This window comes from Bacillus cereus group sp. MYBK222-1 (genome assembly GCF_051916425.1).
GTDB lineage: Bacteria > Bacillota > Bacilli > Bacillales > Bacillaceae_G > Bacillus_A > Bacillus_A paranthracis.
Window position 1 is genome coordinate 44314 of record NZ_JBQAGP010000002.1, and the last position, 15139, is coordinate 59452.

Sequence of the window (15139 nt, forward strand, 5' to 3'; positions counted from 1 at the left end):
ATAAATTTGTAACTCTCTAAAAAACTTGTACTACACATGGAATTATTATGCATTAAAGCTAGTAGTAAATCTTATATCCACTTTAGTACATGCCTACACTAACTTAACATAAATAATTAGAAAATTCAATCTATTAAAGTTTAGTAAAACTAAAAAAGTGTATGGAAACCCATACACTTTTTTACTTCGTTTGTAAATACGGCGGCAATTGTTGTAACTGCTCTTTATCCTTTTCACGCTCTCGACGCGCCCATCGAAAGAACACATAACCAATAATTGTACCGTACACTATTTCCTGGACAATTTTCATAATGATGCCGCCTGTTTGTTGGTCTTGTACGATCGGCATCCAGTGTAAAAATTCTGGTCCAGTTATATTTAAATCAGATAAAGTTCCCGCCGGTACACATAGTTCCATCGCCTTCATCCAAGCAGCCGGATCCGTATACGTTGCAAACAACGGCGCCGTTGCAAAAATAATTAACGCGCAAGCTGGCGTTAATAATATACCGTTAGCAAACATATAACCAAGTTTCTTTATATCACTTAACGTTTGATATTCTGGTAATGGATTTAGCATCGGCCACCACATCATGATTGCCGTAAAGAACAATATAGCGAGACAGATAGGATGAGCAATTTGACTTTGTTTTACTGCATCAAAAACAACTGGTAAATGATAAAAAGAAAACAGGCCATTAAATACAAACAATGCAATAAGTGGCTTAGCAAATATCTTTAATATAATTTGAACGAACTTAAAAGAAGTAATATAACGATATAACCAAACTGGTATACCAAGCAACAACAAAGGCGGAACGGCAATATACATAACTGCCATTTCAAACATATGTGCACTAAATATAATATGACCAATTAAATCAATAGGCCCTCCCTTTACAAAATACAAAAGAACAATTCCAGTCGTAAAATAAAAAACTTGCTTCTTACTTACCTTTGTCGCATGTTCAAATCGCATTCTATACGGCCCAATAATTAAAAAATATCCAATGAGGATCGAAAGCATAAATAATAAAAAGATTGGACTCCATAGCGCTTGAAAACCAAATATCCACAAGTTACTCATTTTCACACCTACCTTCTTAAGGTTATCCGTTCACATAATATGAAGAGGGAGCTGTGTCAACACAAGCTCCCTTATTCTTCACTTTTCAAATCCACACAATTGTCATAAAAGCTAAAATTGTAATTAATCCGATCAACAGACCAGAATAAAGAAAGAAACTTGCCGCTTCATGTCCTTTATGACTCATATGCATAAAATAATACAATTGAAAAATTACTTGTACCACCGCTAATAGTAAAATAAATGGTACTGAAAAAGTCGGACTAAAAGTTTTCGGATATGCTACCGCTGCAAATGCAACTAATGTTAAAAAAATCATTAATGCAAATGTAATAACTTGATGCTTCATTTCCTCCGCACTTTTTCTTTTCCGATAAACAAGATCAACTTTAGGATTATTCGTTTGCTTTATCGCCATTGTTTATCCCACCATTCCCATTAAATATACTACAGTGAAAATAAACACCCAAACTACGTCAATAAAGTGCCAATAAATCGATGCAACATAAAACTTCGGTGCATTGTATAAATTTAGACCTCTCTTCGCATTCCTAAAGATTAATGTTAAAATCCAACACAATCCAAACAATACGTGGAGTCCATGTGTACCAACAAGAGCATAAAACGCGGAACCAAATGCGCTACTTCTCATAGTATGCTTAAATTCATGCGTATAATGATAAAACTCATATATCTCAAATCCTAAAAACCCTAAACCTAGCAGCACTGTTACTAGTAGCCAAAGTTGCATTTTCTTAAAATTAAAGTTTTTCATATGATACATCGCATATACGCTCGTTAAGCTACTCGTTAATAAAAGCATCGTCATAATGAAAACGAGTGGCATTTGGAACATCTCTTGAGATGTTGGTCCGCCATTTGTAGAATTCTTTAATGCTAAATATGTGCCAAATAAGGAAGCGAACAATACTGTTTCGCCTCCAAGAAATAACCAAAAACCGACAAACTTATTTTTCCCCTCAAGGGTTGCTTTTTCAGGCTCTGCTGGAAATGTTTCATTCGTTAATTTTTCATCTACATGCATTACGCCTTGCCCCCCTTATCTTCTAAATCTTCTTTATGAATATGATATCCATGATCATCAATTACTGAACGTAGGAACATTGTACCAAACGTAATAATTAAACCGATAATTGCTACTAATAACCAAAACTTATCTTTTCCACCCTGCATATACATTGCACCGAATGCCGCTATAAACAATCCTAAAGAAATGATAAATGGTGAAAATGATGGATTTGGCATATGAATATCACCCACTGGTTCCGCCGCTGTCATCTCTTTATTCCCTTCACGTTTTTCAATCCAAAACGGATCTAACCCGCGAACAAATGGTAATTGTTTAAAGTTATATTCTGGTGTAGGTGCTGGCATTGTCCATTCTAATGTACGTCCATCCCACGGATCACGACCAGCCTTTTCTTTTGATACTGTTGTTTTAATTACATTGAATAGAAGAACAATCGTTCCAAGAGCCATAAATACCGCTCCAATAGAACTAATCATATTGCCCATTTCCAACCCTTGACCTTCAAGATATGTGTAGTAACGACGTGGCATACCAATTAAGCCAAGGAAATGCTGAATGAAGAACGTTAAATGGAAACCGATAAAGAATAACCAAAATGTTATCTTTCCTAACGTTTCATTCAATACTTTATTAAACATCAGCGGCCAATAATAATGGGCTCCTGCAAGTAAACCAAATACAACACCACCGACAATTACATAATGAAAGTGAGCTACTACGAAATAGTTATCATGAAATTGATAATCAGCTGGTGCAGATGCTAGCATAACACCTGTAACTCCTCCCATTACGAATGATGGAATGAAGGCTACTGCCCACATCATCGGTGTCGTAAAACGAATACTTCCGCCCCACATTGTAAAGAGCCAGTTGAATATTTTAATACCGGTCGGAACGGCAATCGCCATTGTTGCAACTGAGAAAATAGCATTTGCAACTGGACCAAGCCCAACAGTAAACATATGATGCGCCCATACCATAAACCCTAAAAATCCAATTAATACTGTCGCAAACACCATCGACGAATAACCAAATAATCGTTTTTTCGAAAACGTCGCGAAGATTTCTGAGAATATTCCGAAAGCTGGGAGTATAAGAATGTATACTTCTGGATGACCGAAAATCCAGAATAAGTGCTCCCATATAATTGTATTCCCGCCCAGTGCTGGATTAAAGAAACTTGTTCCAAATAAGCGGTCTAACATTAAAAGTCCTAATCCTACAGTTAACGGCGGAAAAGCAAATAATATTAATGAAGATGTTACAAATGTCGTCCACGTAAACATCGGCATACGCATATACGTCATCCCTGGCGCACGCATATTAATAATGGTTACAAGGAAATTAATACCTCCAATTAATGTACCTATACCGGAGATTTGCAAGCCAAGCACATAAAAATCAACACCATGGCCTTTAGAGGCTAAAGCTAAAGATGCATAAGATGTCCATCCTGCATCAGGCGCTCCACCTAAAAACCAACTTAAATTTAAAAATACTCCACCAAAGAAAAATAACCAAAATCCGAGTGAATTCAAAAACGGGAACGCTACATCACGTGCACCAATTTGAAGTGGTACAGCGGCGTTCATAAATGCAAACACGAGTGGCATAGCTGCGAGGAAAATCATTGTTGTACCGTGCATAGTTAATACTTGATTATAAGCATCCCCAACAAGAAAAGCGTTGTTAGGAATCGCTAATTGAAGGCGAATAAATAGAGCTTCTATTCCGCCTATTATAAAAAACAATCCACCTGCAATTAAATAGAGAATGGCAATCTTTTTATGGTCTACTGTCGTTAAATAATCCCATATGACAGCACCCATCCCCTGTTTTTTTGCTACAGAACTCACGTTTTCAACCTCCCCTTCGCGAATAATCCCTCTTTACTTTTCAACTTTTAACGTTTGTAAGTATGCATTTAATGCATCAATTTGATCGTCTGTTAAGTTGCCATATTTACCAGTCATTTTATTTCCTGGTTTCATATTTTCAGGATCTTTCAGCCATTTTTTTAAGTTTTCTTCATTGTTTTCAGCAATGCCGGCAACTGTATCGCGATCCGCAAAGTTTGCTAAGTTTGGTGCGATACGAGCGGAAGGTGGTCTACTATCATTAGATCCAACTGCGTGACAACCAATACAGCTTTTATTAAATATTTCTTGGCCTTCTTGCGCCTTTGTTGAAGCTACTTCTTTCTTCCCATCAATTTTCTTCATATCAGCAAGCCACTTTTTGTACTCGCTTTCATCTAAAGCTTTCACTTTGAATTGCATTAAAGAATGTGATGGGCCGCAAAATTCTGTACAAAAACCATTATAAGTGCCCGATTTATCTGCCTTTAACCACATTTTGTTCACATTATCTGTATTTGTATCCATTTTCCCAGCTAAAGATGGAACCCAAAACGAATGTTTAATATCGGCACCCTTCAAATTCAAATACACTTTCTTACCTGTGGGGATGACTAAATCTTGAGAAGTTACTATCTTTTCTGATTTATAAGAAAATTCCCACCAATAAAGATTCGCTGTTACATCAACAACGATAGTATCTTTATCAATATTCTTTTTCTCCATCGCACTTACATCAGCAAGTTTGAATGTATATGTAACCGTCGGAACAGCTAAGATTAGCAAAAGAATAATCGGAATAACTGTCCATATAATTTCTAGTTTGTGATTCCCTTCAACTTGCTCCGGAATATAATCTTCCTGACCTTTCTTTTGTCGGAAACGCACAATTACATATAAGAAAATAATAGTAACTACTAGTACTACTCCTACCATGATCGCACTTGCTAGTAAGAGCAGATCATATTGCATTTTTGCTACTTCTCCTTGCGGAATTAAAGTAGATTGAAAGGCTTTACCGCATCCCCCTAACAGTAAAGCCAGCAGTGAAACGAACGAAAGCAGTCGCCACTGTTTCTTCATACAAACAACCCCCACTTTCCTTGTGAATTAGATTGTACTTTATAGTTAAGTAAAGTAAATCTCAACGTAAAGAAATCCAATTATGTCGTTGTCTTAGAAGAATGTAACTACAATCATTGATACAAATAAGATTGTTAAATAATTTAGGGAATAAACAAACATTTGCACAGACCATTTGATGTCATCTTTCTTACGGAAGCCATAAAAACCTAAAACGATCCATCCGATGTTAAGCAGTGTTGCAATTACCATAAATGTTATCCCTAGTCCACTCATATAAAATGGTAGTGGTAATAAACATACTGTCCAAATCATAATTTGGCGTTTCGTAATTTCAAATCCATGAACTACAGGAAGCATTGGAATTCCTGCGTTTCGATATTCATCAACACGTTTCATTGCTAATGCAAGGAAATGTGGGATTTGCCAAATAAACATAATTAAAAATAACATCCAAGCAATTGGATGGCCTAAAGATGGATCGATTGCTGCCCATCCAATTAAAGGTGGAACTGCACCAGATATACTACCTACAACAGTATTTAGTGTATACTTTCTCTTTGTCCATAAACTATATAGAACAACATATGTGAAAGCACCAATAAATCCCATTAAGACTGCCATTGGTGTTGTTAATAATAAAAATACAAAACCAAGAAGTAATATAACTAGTCCAAATGTAAGTGCAAATCCTGGTTTATACTTTCCAGTAACCGTTGGACGGGTCTTTGTTCTTTCCATTAATGGATCGATGTCTCGATCAATGTAGTTGTTTAAACAACATACCCCTGCCATAACTAATCCAGAACCAACGATTGTAAAGAATAACTTATCCAGATTGTCCATTACACTTAATCCATTAAAGTGTAATGCCAACCAAAATCCTGTAAATACAGTAAGTGTATTTGAGTTTACAATCCCCATTTTAACGAGCGCTTTTAAATCTTGTAACCGAGTTGTTTCCGGTACGCTTGTAACAGCAGACTCATCATGCAGCTCACTTGTTGCATGGTTCATCACTTTAACCCCCTCTTAAAACTTTCGTCTTTCTTTTTGCGCCTATTTCAAATTGAAATATTTCGCTTCTATATAGCAATATTATTACAGTAGAAACATTGTTAACCCATTCTACTACTAATCTACGCCCATACTCCAATATATTAAATCATATTTCCCGAACATTTTGTGAAGAAAACATGAACTTTTTGTGTCGAACATAAAAAACTTAATTGTTACTTATCCATATCATAACATGATGTTACCTTCTATAATAAACTTTTTTGTCATATTTAACACGTATTCTTCCCATTTCTTTTCAAAATAGCCTATTTTTCACCTAAAAATTTCCTTATAAACCTTATTTCCACACCCGTTTTCTCTTCCCTGTCTTCCCCCTCCATTTCTTTGCTATTTTATTATTTTTTATATATCATAGGAACTAGCGCGTTTTATTCTATACATAATGGAATGAAAATATTTCGCAATAACTTCATAGCAGAAAGATGGTGAAAGAGATTGCAACGCTTTATTAAATGGTTAGCAGTCATTACGAGTCTTGATTTATTAATAGTTTTATTAGGAGGCGCCTTAGTTACAAAAACAGGCTCTGGCCAAGGATGCGGTAAATCATGGCCACTTTGTAACGGTGAATTTGTTCCATCTAATTTATCAATGGAAACTATTATTGAACTAAGTCATCGCCTTACATCAGGATCAGCAGGAATTCTTGTCACTCTCCTTTGTATTTTGTCCTGGAAATATTATAAACATGTGCGCGAAACAAAAACGTTAGCAATTTTATCCTTCGTATTTTTAGTTGCACAAGCATTAATGGGAGCCGCAGCGGTTGTTTGGGGGCAAATGCCAGCTGTACTTGCTATCCATTTCGGTATTTCCTTAATTTCATTTGCTTCTGTCATTTTATTAACGTGTCTTATCTTTGAAATTGACCAAAAATTCGATGCACGTTCACTTATTATGGACAAAAAAATGAAATTTCATATTTATGGTGTAACAATTTACAGTTATATTGTCGTCTACACAGGGGCTTTAGTACGTCACGAACGAGCTAGCTTAGCCTGTCCAGACTTTCCTTTATGCAGCAAAAATAGACCTATGCCAACTCAATTACATGAATGGGTTCAAATGGGACATAGAGTTGCAGCGATGTTAATTTTCGCTTGGATACTATACGCGATGATTCTCGCTATCCGCCATTACAAACAGCAGCCTGTCGTATACTGGGGATGGATCATCTCATTTATCCTTGTTACACTTCAAGCTATCGTAGGAATTTTAGTCGTATTTACAAATGCTAGTTTATCAATGGCATTATTACATTCCCTATTCATTTCTTGCTTGTTTGCTGTACTATGCTATTTAGTTATGTTAGGTACAAGAAGTAAAGTGAATGCAAAAGAAGCTGCATCAATTTCTAAACAAACAAAATAAATGAAAATACCTTGCCCGAATTGGCAAGGTATTTTTTTCGTAATAAAAAAGAGTTGTGTTTCCACAACTCTTTTTTATTTTAGTGATCTAATTCAATGAGTAAGTCACCCGTTTGAATTGCATCTCCATCGTTAACATATACTTTTTTCACTTTACCATTAAACGGCGCTTGAACTGTCGTTTCCATTTTCATCGCTTCTGTAATTGCCATAGAATCGCCTTTTTTCACTTCATCGCCTTCTTTTACAACTACTTTAATAACCGTTCCTGGCATTGTTGCGCTAATGTGGTTTGGATTTTCACGGTTTCCTTTCACACGTTGTGCAACTGTCGCTTTCACACTTTCGTCTTTCACAACAATCTCACGTGGTTGACCATTAAACTCCAAGTAAAGCACACGATTTCCATCCGGCTGAGGCTCTCCAATTGATACTAGTTTAACCATCAATGTTTTACCTTGTTCAATTTCCACATCGATTTCTTCACCAAGTCTCATACCATAGAAGAATGTCGGTGTATCGAGCACAGATACATTTCCATAAATCTCAGCAACTTTTTCGTAATCCATAAATACTTTTGGATATAATGCATATGCAACTACATCAAACATCGTCACTTCGCGTCCAAGTTTATGGAATAGCTCTTCTTTTAACGCGTCGAAATCTACTGGTTCTAATAATTCACCTGGTCTTACTGTTAATGGTTCTTTCCCTTTTAAAATAATTTCTTGTAACTTTTTCGGGAAACCACCATATGGTTGTCCTAAATCTCCAGAGAACATTTCAACAACAGATCCTGGGAAGTCCATAGAATGTCCACGCTCTAAAACATCTTGTTCTGTTAAGTGATTTTGAACCATGAATAATGCCATATCACCAACAACTTTAGATGATGGTGTTACTTTAACAATATCACCAAACATGTCATTCACACGGCGGTACATTACTTTCACTTCATCGAAACGATCGCCTAAGCCAACCGCTTTCGCTTGTTGTTGTAAATTACTATACTGTCCGCCTGGCATTTCGTGCATATATACCTCTGTATGAGGAGCATTCATACCACTTTCAAACGGTGCGTAGTATTTACGTACATCTTCCCAGTAATGAGATAATTTTTCTAATGAATCTATATTAACATCTGGCTGTCTTTCGTTTCCACCTAACGCATAGTATAGCGTGTTCGCACTTGGTTGTGACGTTTGACCAGCCATAGAACTTACTGCTACATCGACAATGTCAACACCTGCTTCAATTGCCTTCGTATACGTTAATATACCATTTCCACTCGTATCGTGTGTGTGCAGGTGAATCGGAATCGATACCGTCTCTTTTAATGCTGAAACTAAATCATATGCTGCATTTGGTTTTAGTAAGCCCGCCATATCTTTAATACCTAAAATGTGAGCTCCTGATGCTTCTAATTCTTTTGCTAAATTTTTATAGTAATTTAAATCATATTTACTACGCAGTGGATCATGAATATCCCCTGTGTAACACATCGTTGCTTCTGCAATTTTACCAGTATCTCGTACAGCATCAATCGCAACTCTCATACCTTCTACCCAGTTTAAGCTATCAAAAATACGGAACACATCAATTCCAGCTTGGGCAGAACACTCCACAAACTTTTGAATTAAATTATCCGGATAGTTTTTGTAACCAACCGCGTTTGAAGAACGAAGTAACATTTGGAATAAAACATTTGGCATTTTTTCACGAAGATCTAGTAATCGTTCCCACGGATCTTCTTTTAAGAAACGATATGCAACATCAAACGTTGCACCGCCCCACATTTCTGCTGAGAATAAGTTCGGTAACATTCTCGCTGTCGGCTCTGCAATTTGGTGTAAATCTTTTGTGCGAATACGCGTTGCAAGTAATGACTGATGCGCATCACGGAACGTTGTATCCGTTAAAAGTACACGTTTTTGATCTTGTACCCATTTTACTAATCCGTCTGCCCCACGCTCATCCAAAATTTGTTTCGTTCCATTTTGGATTGGCTCTGAGTGTAATACATTCGGTATACGAGCATCTGGGAAAATTGGTTTCTCTTTTTTCCCTACCCCCGGGAAGCCATTTACTGTTACTGTCCCGATGTAATTTAACATTTTCGTTCCGCGGTCTTTACGTTTCGGGAACAAGAATAGTTCAGGTGACGCATCAATAAATGAAGTGTCATATTCCCCTGATAAGAAGTTTTTATGTTTTACTACATTCTCTAGGAATGGAATATTCGTTTTAATACCACGGATACGGAATTCTTTTAAGTTACGTTCCATTTTTGCAGCAGCTTGTTCAAAAGTAAGCGCCCATGTTGTAACTTTTACGAGTAAAGAATCATAGTACGGTGTAATAACAGCACCTTGGAAACTATTACCTGTATCAAGACGAACCCCAAATCCACCACCTGATCGATATGCCATAATTTTTCCTGTATCCGGCATGAAATTATTTAGTGGATCCTCAGTCGTTACACGAGATTGTATTGCAAATCCATGTACAACAACTTCCTCTTGCTTTGGAACACCTACCATTTTACTATGTAATGCATGTCCATCAGCTATTAAAATTTGTGATTGAACAATATCGACTCCTGTAATCATTTCTGTAATTGTATGTTCTACTTGAACACGCGGATTCACTTCAATGAAATAGAAATTATCATCTTTTACAAGAAATTCAACTGTTCCTGCGTTTAAATAATTTACATTTTTCGTTAACTTTACAGCAGCATCACAAATACGCTGACGCAAATCATCTGAAAGCGACACACTAGGTGCAATTTCTACTACTTTTTGATGACGACGTTGTACAGAACAGTCTCGCTCGTATAAATGAACAACATTGCCCTCTTCATCTGCTAAAATTTGAACTTCTATATGTTTAGGTTTTTCAACGAATTTTTCTACGTATACTTCATCATTACCAAAGGCTGCTTTTGCTTCTGACTTTGCTCGATTATACGATTCTCTTAATTCTTCACTAGTACGTACAATACGCATACCACGACCGCCACCGCCAAGGGAAGCTTTAATAATAATCGGGTAATCATACTTTTCAGCAAATTTTTCGACTTCTTCTAATGAATCTACTGGCCCATCACTACCAGGAATAACTGGAATTTGTGCTAGCTGCGCTTGTGTTCTTGCTTTCACTTTATCTCCAAACATATCTAAATGCTTACTTTTTGGACCGATAAAGATAATCCCTTCTTCTTCACAACGTTTTGCGAATTGAATATTTTCTGACAAGAAACCATATCCAGGGTGAATTGCATCTACATGATTACTTTTCGCAATCTCAATAATGCCCTCAATATCTAGATAAGCATCAATTGGCTTTTTTCCTTCCCCAACTAAATAGGATTCATCGGCTTTATAACGATGATAAGAACCACTATCCTCTTTAGAATAGATTGCAACTGTTTTTAATCCCAGTTCCGAACAAGCTCGAAACACACGAATTGCAATCTCTCCACGGTTAGCTACCAATACTTTTTGAATACGTTGCAGCTTTGTCATGATTTTCCCCCTCTACTTTCCTACCACTCTAGAGATAAAATATATACACACCATAAAGAGCGTGAAGTTCTTCACTTTCCACATTATATTATACTTAGAAAGCTTCACTTTATTTTTATCCATCATACCTTATTTTTTAACAAATGATAAGTTTTCTGAGCAATTTGTCTCACAAAAATAGTATAGCATACCTCTTCCTTTTCTAACAACTTAATTGTATATCACTTTTTATTAATGTGATATACAATTTACCTGAAAGATAAATTAATACATCATATTTAAAACTACTTAAAAATAAAAAACACATCATGCTCTAAAGCACAATGTGTTTTATTTTACAACTACAAGATGTGGTCCACCTTGTTCTCTTTCTTTAACTGTCTCGTTCTGTTGCTTCTCTTGTCGTTTTACATGACTAGCAATATTGAGTAATATCCCCATCGCGAGTAGATTAGCTAATAAGGAACTCCCGCCATAACTAACAAACGGTAAAGGAACTCCTGTAAGTGGTATTAATCCAGACATACCACCAACATTAACAAATGTTTGGACTCCAAACAAACTTGCAATTCCGATAGCTATTAAACTTCCAAATGGATCTTTACACTTTTGTGCAACTCTAAAGGCCCGAATAATTATAAGTAATAAACAGATTAAAATAATAGCCACACCTATAAAACCAAGTTCTTCAGATATAATTGCCATTATAAAATCCGTTTGTGGTTCTGGTAAGTAACCATACTTTTGTACACTATTTCCTAATCCTCTACCATTTAGCCCTCCCGAAGCAATTCCAATAAACGAATTTATTAATTGAAATCCATCCTTTTGCGGATCGCTAAATGGATCAAGAAAAACAGAAAACCGTGCTTTTTGGTACTGACTTAATTTATAACTCCCAAGAAAATACAACGCCGGAGCCCATACTATAGATGTTAACAAGAATCTCTTTATCCATAAATTTACATTAACTCCTGAACAAAGAAACATAATTCCTACTGTTCCCGCAATTAACATATCGGTACCTAAGTCATTTTGCTTTAAAATTAAAAACATGATTAAACCAACACCTAAAAGTACTGGTCCTGATCCTTTAAAAACAGACGTATTCGTTTCTTGCCTTTTCGCAAAGAAATGGGCCAATACGAGAATAACTGTTATCTTAACAAATTCCGCAGGCTGTATTCCAAATATCCATCCATTTGCACCATTTACCGCTTTAGCAAAGAAGGCAGCTGCTGCTAATAATGCTACACTAATTCCATAACTCCCCAATAAAAAGATTCGTTTTCTCCACACTTTATATGGGATAATAACAAGAATTATTAATACTATTGTCCCAGCAGCTAAAGTAATTAATTGTCTTTTAAAAAAGAAATTTGCTGGTTTATCAAACCTCGAAATCGCAACAATGGAACTAGAACTATATACCATTATAACTCCCAGCACACATAAGATAACAAGAGGAAGTAATAATGAATAATCCATTGATTTCCATACTCTTTTCATTTCATTTCCTCTCTCTGTTTCAATTTAATTATTGTTGTATTCCATATGTACATTGATTCTTCCTGCTTTATTATACAAATAAAAAGCTCAAACTTTTTCAGTTTGAGCCCCCTTATTTGAACCCGTTATTGTTGTTTGTTTGTAAATGCTTCATGAAGTGCAGATAACTCACGTTCAAGCTCTCCTAACATTGCTTTCCCTTGTTCTTCTGCAATAAGACCAAGGCGAACTGCAAAATCGACTTCGCGGGATAGTCCAAACATTTGTGTGTCTAACACTTCTTCATATAATGGACATTGCGGCATTGTAAGATGGTCCATTTGCACCTTAATAAGTCTTAAAATCTTCTCCGCATCCGCTTGTAGAAGGGCTAGTGCCTTTTCCTGATGATTTGATACTGTCTCAGACGCCAAATTGATTCCCTCCGTTTCCGTCCTACTCTCTCCTATCTATTAATATTAGCGATAGTTTTAATAAATTGCAATAGAAACATTTTTTGTGACAATAGTGTCTAATACTATTATACTGAAAAGTGGGAGTATAACACAAATGGGGGAACAACAATGAGCGAAATTTTATTTATTAATGGAAAAGTTCGTTTTCCAATCACTATCGATCCAACCGTTTGGATCTTTGATGATCGAAAAGTAGATTTGACAACTTACTTTGATGAAACGAGAGAAAACACTTCAGAACTAGAAGCTTATTTAAAAAACACTTCGGAACATTGGGATCGCGAAATCCGTGATGGTGCTGCTTTCCCGCCGATACAACAAAGTGTAAAGAAATTTAAAAAAGAACAGCTAATTACTGGAACGTTCGGTATACCATTTCAACCTTTTCTTGCTAATGCCGAAATTTCAGATGACGCTACGCAAGTCGAGATCGAAACAGTAGATGATACAATAATGCTTCCATTAGAAACTGTCAAACATGCTATTCTTGGTTTTTCAAAAGAAGGAAAACCCTTAAAAGAAGATGGACCTGTTCATTTATATTACAATGATGGATCTAATAGACAAAATCCAATCCGTAACATCCGCAAATTTACAATTATTTAAAGAAAAGGAGTGAGCTTTTGCTCACTCCTTTTTATAGTAAATCTGCGGCTAGTTGAGCTAAATTAGATCGCTCCCCTTTAACAAACTTTACATGACCACTAATACGTTGTTCTTTAAACTTCTCTACAACGTATGTTAAACCGTTATTATATTCATCCAAATACGGATGATCAATTTGCTGAGGATCTCCCATTAATACGATTTTACTTTTTTCTCCTACTCTCGTTAGTATCGTTTTCACTTCATGCTTCGTTAAATTTTGTGCTTCGTCAATTATAATGAATTGATCTGGAATACTTCTCCCGCGTATATACGTAAGAGCTTCTACTTCTATCGAACCCATTCCAGCTAAAATAGCATCTAACTCTCCTGGTTTTTTCGTATTAAATAAATACTCTAGATTATCAAAAATCGGTTGCATCCACGGTCTTAACTTTTCTTCTTTTTCTCCCGGTAAATAACCGATATCTTTCCCAACTGGAACAATTGGCCGTGCAACGAGTAGTTTTTTATATAACCCTAAATCTTCCGTTTGCATGAGCCCCGAAGCTAAAGCTAGTAATGTCTTTCCTGTACCAGCTTTCCCTGTTAGCGTAACTAGTGGAATATCTTCACGAAGCAACAATTCTAATCCCATAATTTGCTGCACATTTCGTGGTCGTATTCCCCATACTTGTTCATTTGGAAAAATAAGTTTCTTTACCTTCTTACCTAAATGATCCACAATGCCTAGTGCTGAACTAGATCCACCTAACGCATCTTTCATTACTACAAACTGATTTGGATAAAAAGGATGATTTGCAATTTCGGATAAAGGCAATTCGCCTTTTTCATAAAAATAATCCAATTGTTCTTTTGATATATATCCTTCTAAAAATCCTGAATATATATTTTCCACTTCAATAACCCGATCACTTAAATAATCTTCCGCCTTTAAACCTATTGCATCTGCTTTTACCCTTACGAGCACGTCTTTACTTACTAAAATAACAGACTTCCCGTCCTCTTTTTCTTGTTCTTCTAAAGATAGATTTTTTGCTACAGCTAAAATTCGATTATCATTTGTTTTTTCTACAAAAATATCTTGTAGTTGGACAAACGAACGATGATTTAATTCAATACGAAATGTACCGCCGTTTTCTAGCGGAATACTTTCATGCAGTTTTCCTATTTCACGAAATTTGTCTATTAACTTAGATACATAACGAGCGTTTCGTCCTACTTCATCCATATAACGTTTTTTCGAATCAACCTCTTCTAATACAACTGCTGGAATCACTACTTCATTGGTTTCAAATGAAAAAATAGATAAAGGATCCTGCAAAAGTACATTCGTATCTAACACATAAATTTTATCCAACCTGTTACCCCCTGACTCCACTTTTAAATTTGTAGAACAAGGGTTTCATCCATAAAATATGGACGAACCATTGTTATAATTATATGTACCGTATAAACGAGGTAGAATCGAAATTTATAGCCATTAAACCTTTTATTTATTTTTTATTCATTTCT

12 protein-coding genes are annotated in these 15139 nt (G+C 35.9%); 2 read left to right on the plus strand and 10 right to left on the minus strand.

Features of this window, described 5'->3' with window-relative positions:
• Nucleotides 1–181: 181 nt before the first annotated feature.
• The 6 genes from ctaG to ctaB all read right to left on the minus strand — a co-directional run bounded on the left by ctaG (nt 182) and on the right by ctaB (nt 6094).
• Complete coding sequence (gene ctaG, locus ACTFR9_RS12080; RefSeq protein ID WP_000069012.1) at nt 182–1087, minus strand: cytochrome c oxidase assembly factor CtaG; 906 nt, start codon at nt 1085–1087, stop codon at nt 182–184.
• An 85-nt stretch (nt 1088–1172) separates the two neighbouring features.
• Nucleotides 1173–1505, minus strand: a complete 333-nt coding sequence (gene ctaF / locus ACTFR9_RS12085) for a cytochrome c oxidase subunit IVB (RefSeq protein ID WP_000985699.1) — start codon at nt 1503–1505, stop codon at nt 1173–1175.
• 3 nt (nt 1506–1508) lie between these two features.
• Nucleotides 1509–2132: a cytochrome c oxidase subunit III gene (ctaE, locus tag ACTFR9_RS12090; RefSeq protein WP_000557861.1), complete on the minus strand. Its 624-nt coding sequence runs from the start codon at nt 2130–2132 to the stop codon at nt 1509–1511.
• The gene (ctaD, locus tag ACTFR9_RS12095) at nt 2132–3967 is read right to left on the minus strand and encodes a cytochrome c oxidase subunit I (protein WP_011040617.1); all 1836 of its coding nucleotides are present in this window, start codon (nt 3965–3967) and stop codon (nt 2132–2134) included. The genes ctaE and ctaD overlap by 1 nt, the downstream gene beginning before the upstream one ends.
• A 60-nt stretch (nt 3968–4027) precedes the next feature.
• Nucleotides 4028–5077 (minus strand): cytochrome c oxidase subunit II, encoded by a 1050-nt coding sequence (coxB, locus tag ACTFR9_RS12100; RefSeq protein ID WP_000745271.1) that lies wholly within the window; start codon nt 5075–5077, stop codon nt 4028–4030.
• 93 nt (nt 5078–5170) lie between these two features.
• Nucleotides 5171–6094 carry a protoheme IX farnesyltransferase gene (gene ctaB, locus ACTFR9_RS12105; RefSeq protein WP_001015058.1) on the minus strand — a complete coding sequence of 308 codons (924 nt, stop codon included), beginning with the start codon at nt 6092–6094 and terminating at the stop codon, nt 5171–5173.
• Between the two features lie 498 nt (nt 6095–6592).
• Between ctaB and ctaA the strand changes: the two genes are divergently transcribed.
• Complete coding sequence (ctaA, locus tag ACTFR9_RS12110) at nt 6593–7528, plus strand: heme A synthase (RefSeq protein WP_001188736.1); 936 nt, start codon at nt 6593–6595, stop codon at nt 7526–7528.
• A gap of 79 nt (nt 7529–7607) precedes the next feature.
• On the opposite strand, the gene pyc is transcribed toward ctaA, so the two are convergent.
• The 3 genes from pyc to ACTFR9_RS12125 all read right to left on the minus strand — a co-directional run bounded on the left by pyc (nt 7608) and on the right by ACTFR9_RS12125 (nt 12976).
• Nucleotides 7608–11054, minus strand: coding sequence for a pyruvate carboxylase (gene pyc / locus ACTFR9_RS12115; RefSeq protein ID WP_000164061.1), 3447 nt, complete (start codon nt 11052–11054; stop codon nt 7608–7610).
• 330 nt (nt 11055–11384) lie between these two features.
• Complete coding sequence (locus tag ACTFR9_RS12120; protein WP_000832767.1) at nt 11385–12563, minus strand: FtsW/RodA/SpoVE family cell cycle protein; 1179 nt, start codon at nt 12561–12563, stop codon at nt 11385–11387.
• Nucleotides 12564–12688: 125 nt separating this feature from the next.
• Nucleotides 12689–12976 carry a YlaN family protein gene (locus tag ACTFR9_RS12125; RefSeq protein ID WP_000135695.1) on the minus strand — a complete coding sequence of 96 codons (288 nt, stop codon included), beginning with the start codon at nt 12974–12976 and terminating at the stop codon, nt 12689–12691.
• A gap of 150 nt (nt 12977–13126) precedes the next feature.
• Between ACTFR9_RS12125 and ACTFR9_RS12130 the strand changes: the two genes are divergently transcribed.
• Nucleotides 13127–13624, plus strand: a complete 498-nt coding sequence (locus ACTFR9_RS12130; protein ID WP_163262075.1) for a peptidyl-prolyl cis-trans isomerase — start codon at nt 13127–13129, stop codon at nt 13622–13624.
• 31 nt (nt 13625–13655) lie between these two features.
• Here ACTFR9_RS12130 and ACTFR9_RS12135 read toward each other — a convergent pair whose 3' ends face one another.
• Nucleotides 13656–14984, minus strand: coding sequence for a PhoH family protein (locus ACTFR9_RS12135; RefSeq protein WP_000358084.1), 1329 nt, complete (start codon nt 14982–14984; stop codon nt 13656–13658).
• Nucleotides 14985–15139 lie beyond the last annotated feature (155 nt).

Excerpts from the sequence above, each read along its gene's own strand:
- ctaG (WP_000069012.1), bottom strand. The coding sequence starts at position 1,087 with ATGAGTAACTTGTGGATATTTGGTTTTCAAGCGCTATGGAGTCCAATC.
- ctaF (WP_000985699.1), bottom strand. The coding sequence starts at position 1,505 with ATGGCGATAAAGCAAACGAATAATCCTAAAGTTGATCTTGTTTATCGG.
- ctaE (WP_000557861.1), bottom strand. The coding sequence starts at position 2,132 with ATGCATGTAGATGAAAAATTAACGAATGAAACATTTCCAGCAGAGCCT.
- ctaD (WP_011040617.1), bottom strand. The coding sequence starts at position 3,967 with ATGGGTGCTGTCATATGGGATTATTTAACGACAGTAGACCATAAAAAG.
- coxB (WP_000745271.1), bottom strand. The coding sequence starts at position 5,077 with ATGAAGAAACAGTGGCGACTGCTTTCGTTCGTTTCACTGCTGGCTTTA.
- ctaB (WP_001015058.1), bottom strand. The coding sequence starts at position 6,094 with ATGAACCATGCAACAAGTGAGCTGCATGATGAGTCTGCTGTTACAAGC.
- pyc (WP_000164061.1), bottom strand. The coding sequence starts at position 11,054 with ATGACAAAGCTGCAACGTATTCAAAAAGTATTGGTAGCTAACCGTGGA.
- ACTFR9_RS12120 (WP_000832767.1), bottom strand. The coding sequence starts at position 12,563 with ATGAAAAGAGTATGGAAATCAATGGATTATTCATTATTACTTCCTCTT.
- ACTFR9_RS12130 (WP_163262075.1), top strand. The coding sequence starts at position 13,127 with ATGAGCGAAATTTTATTTATTAATGGAAAAGTTCGTTTTCCAATCACT.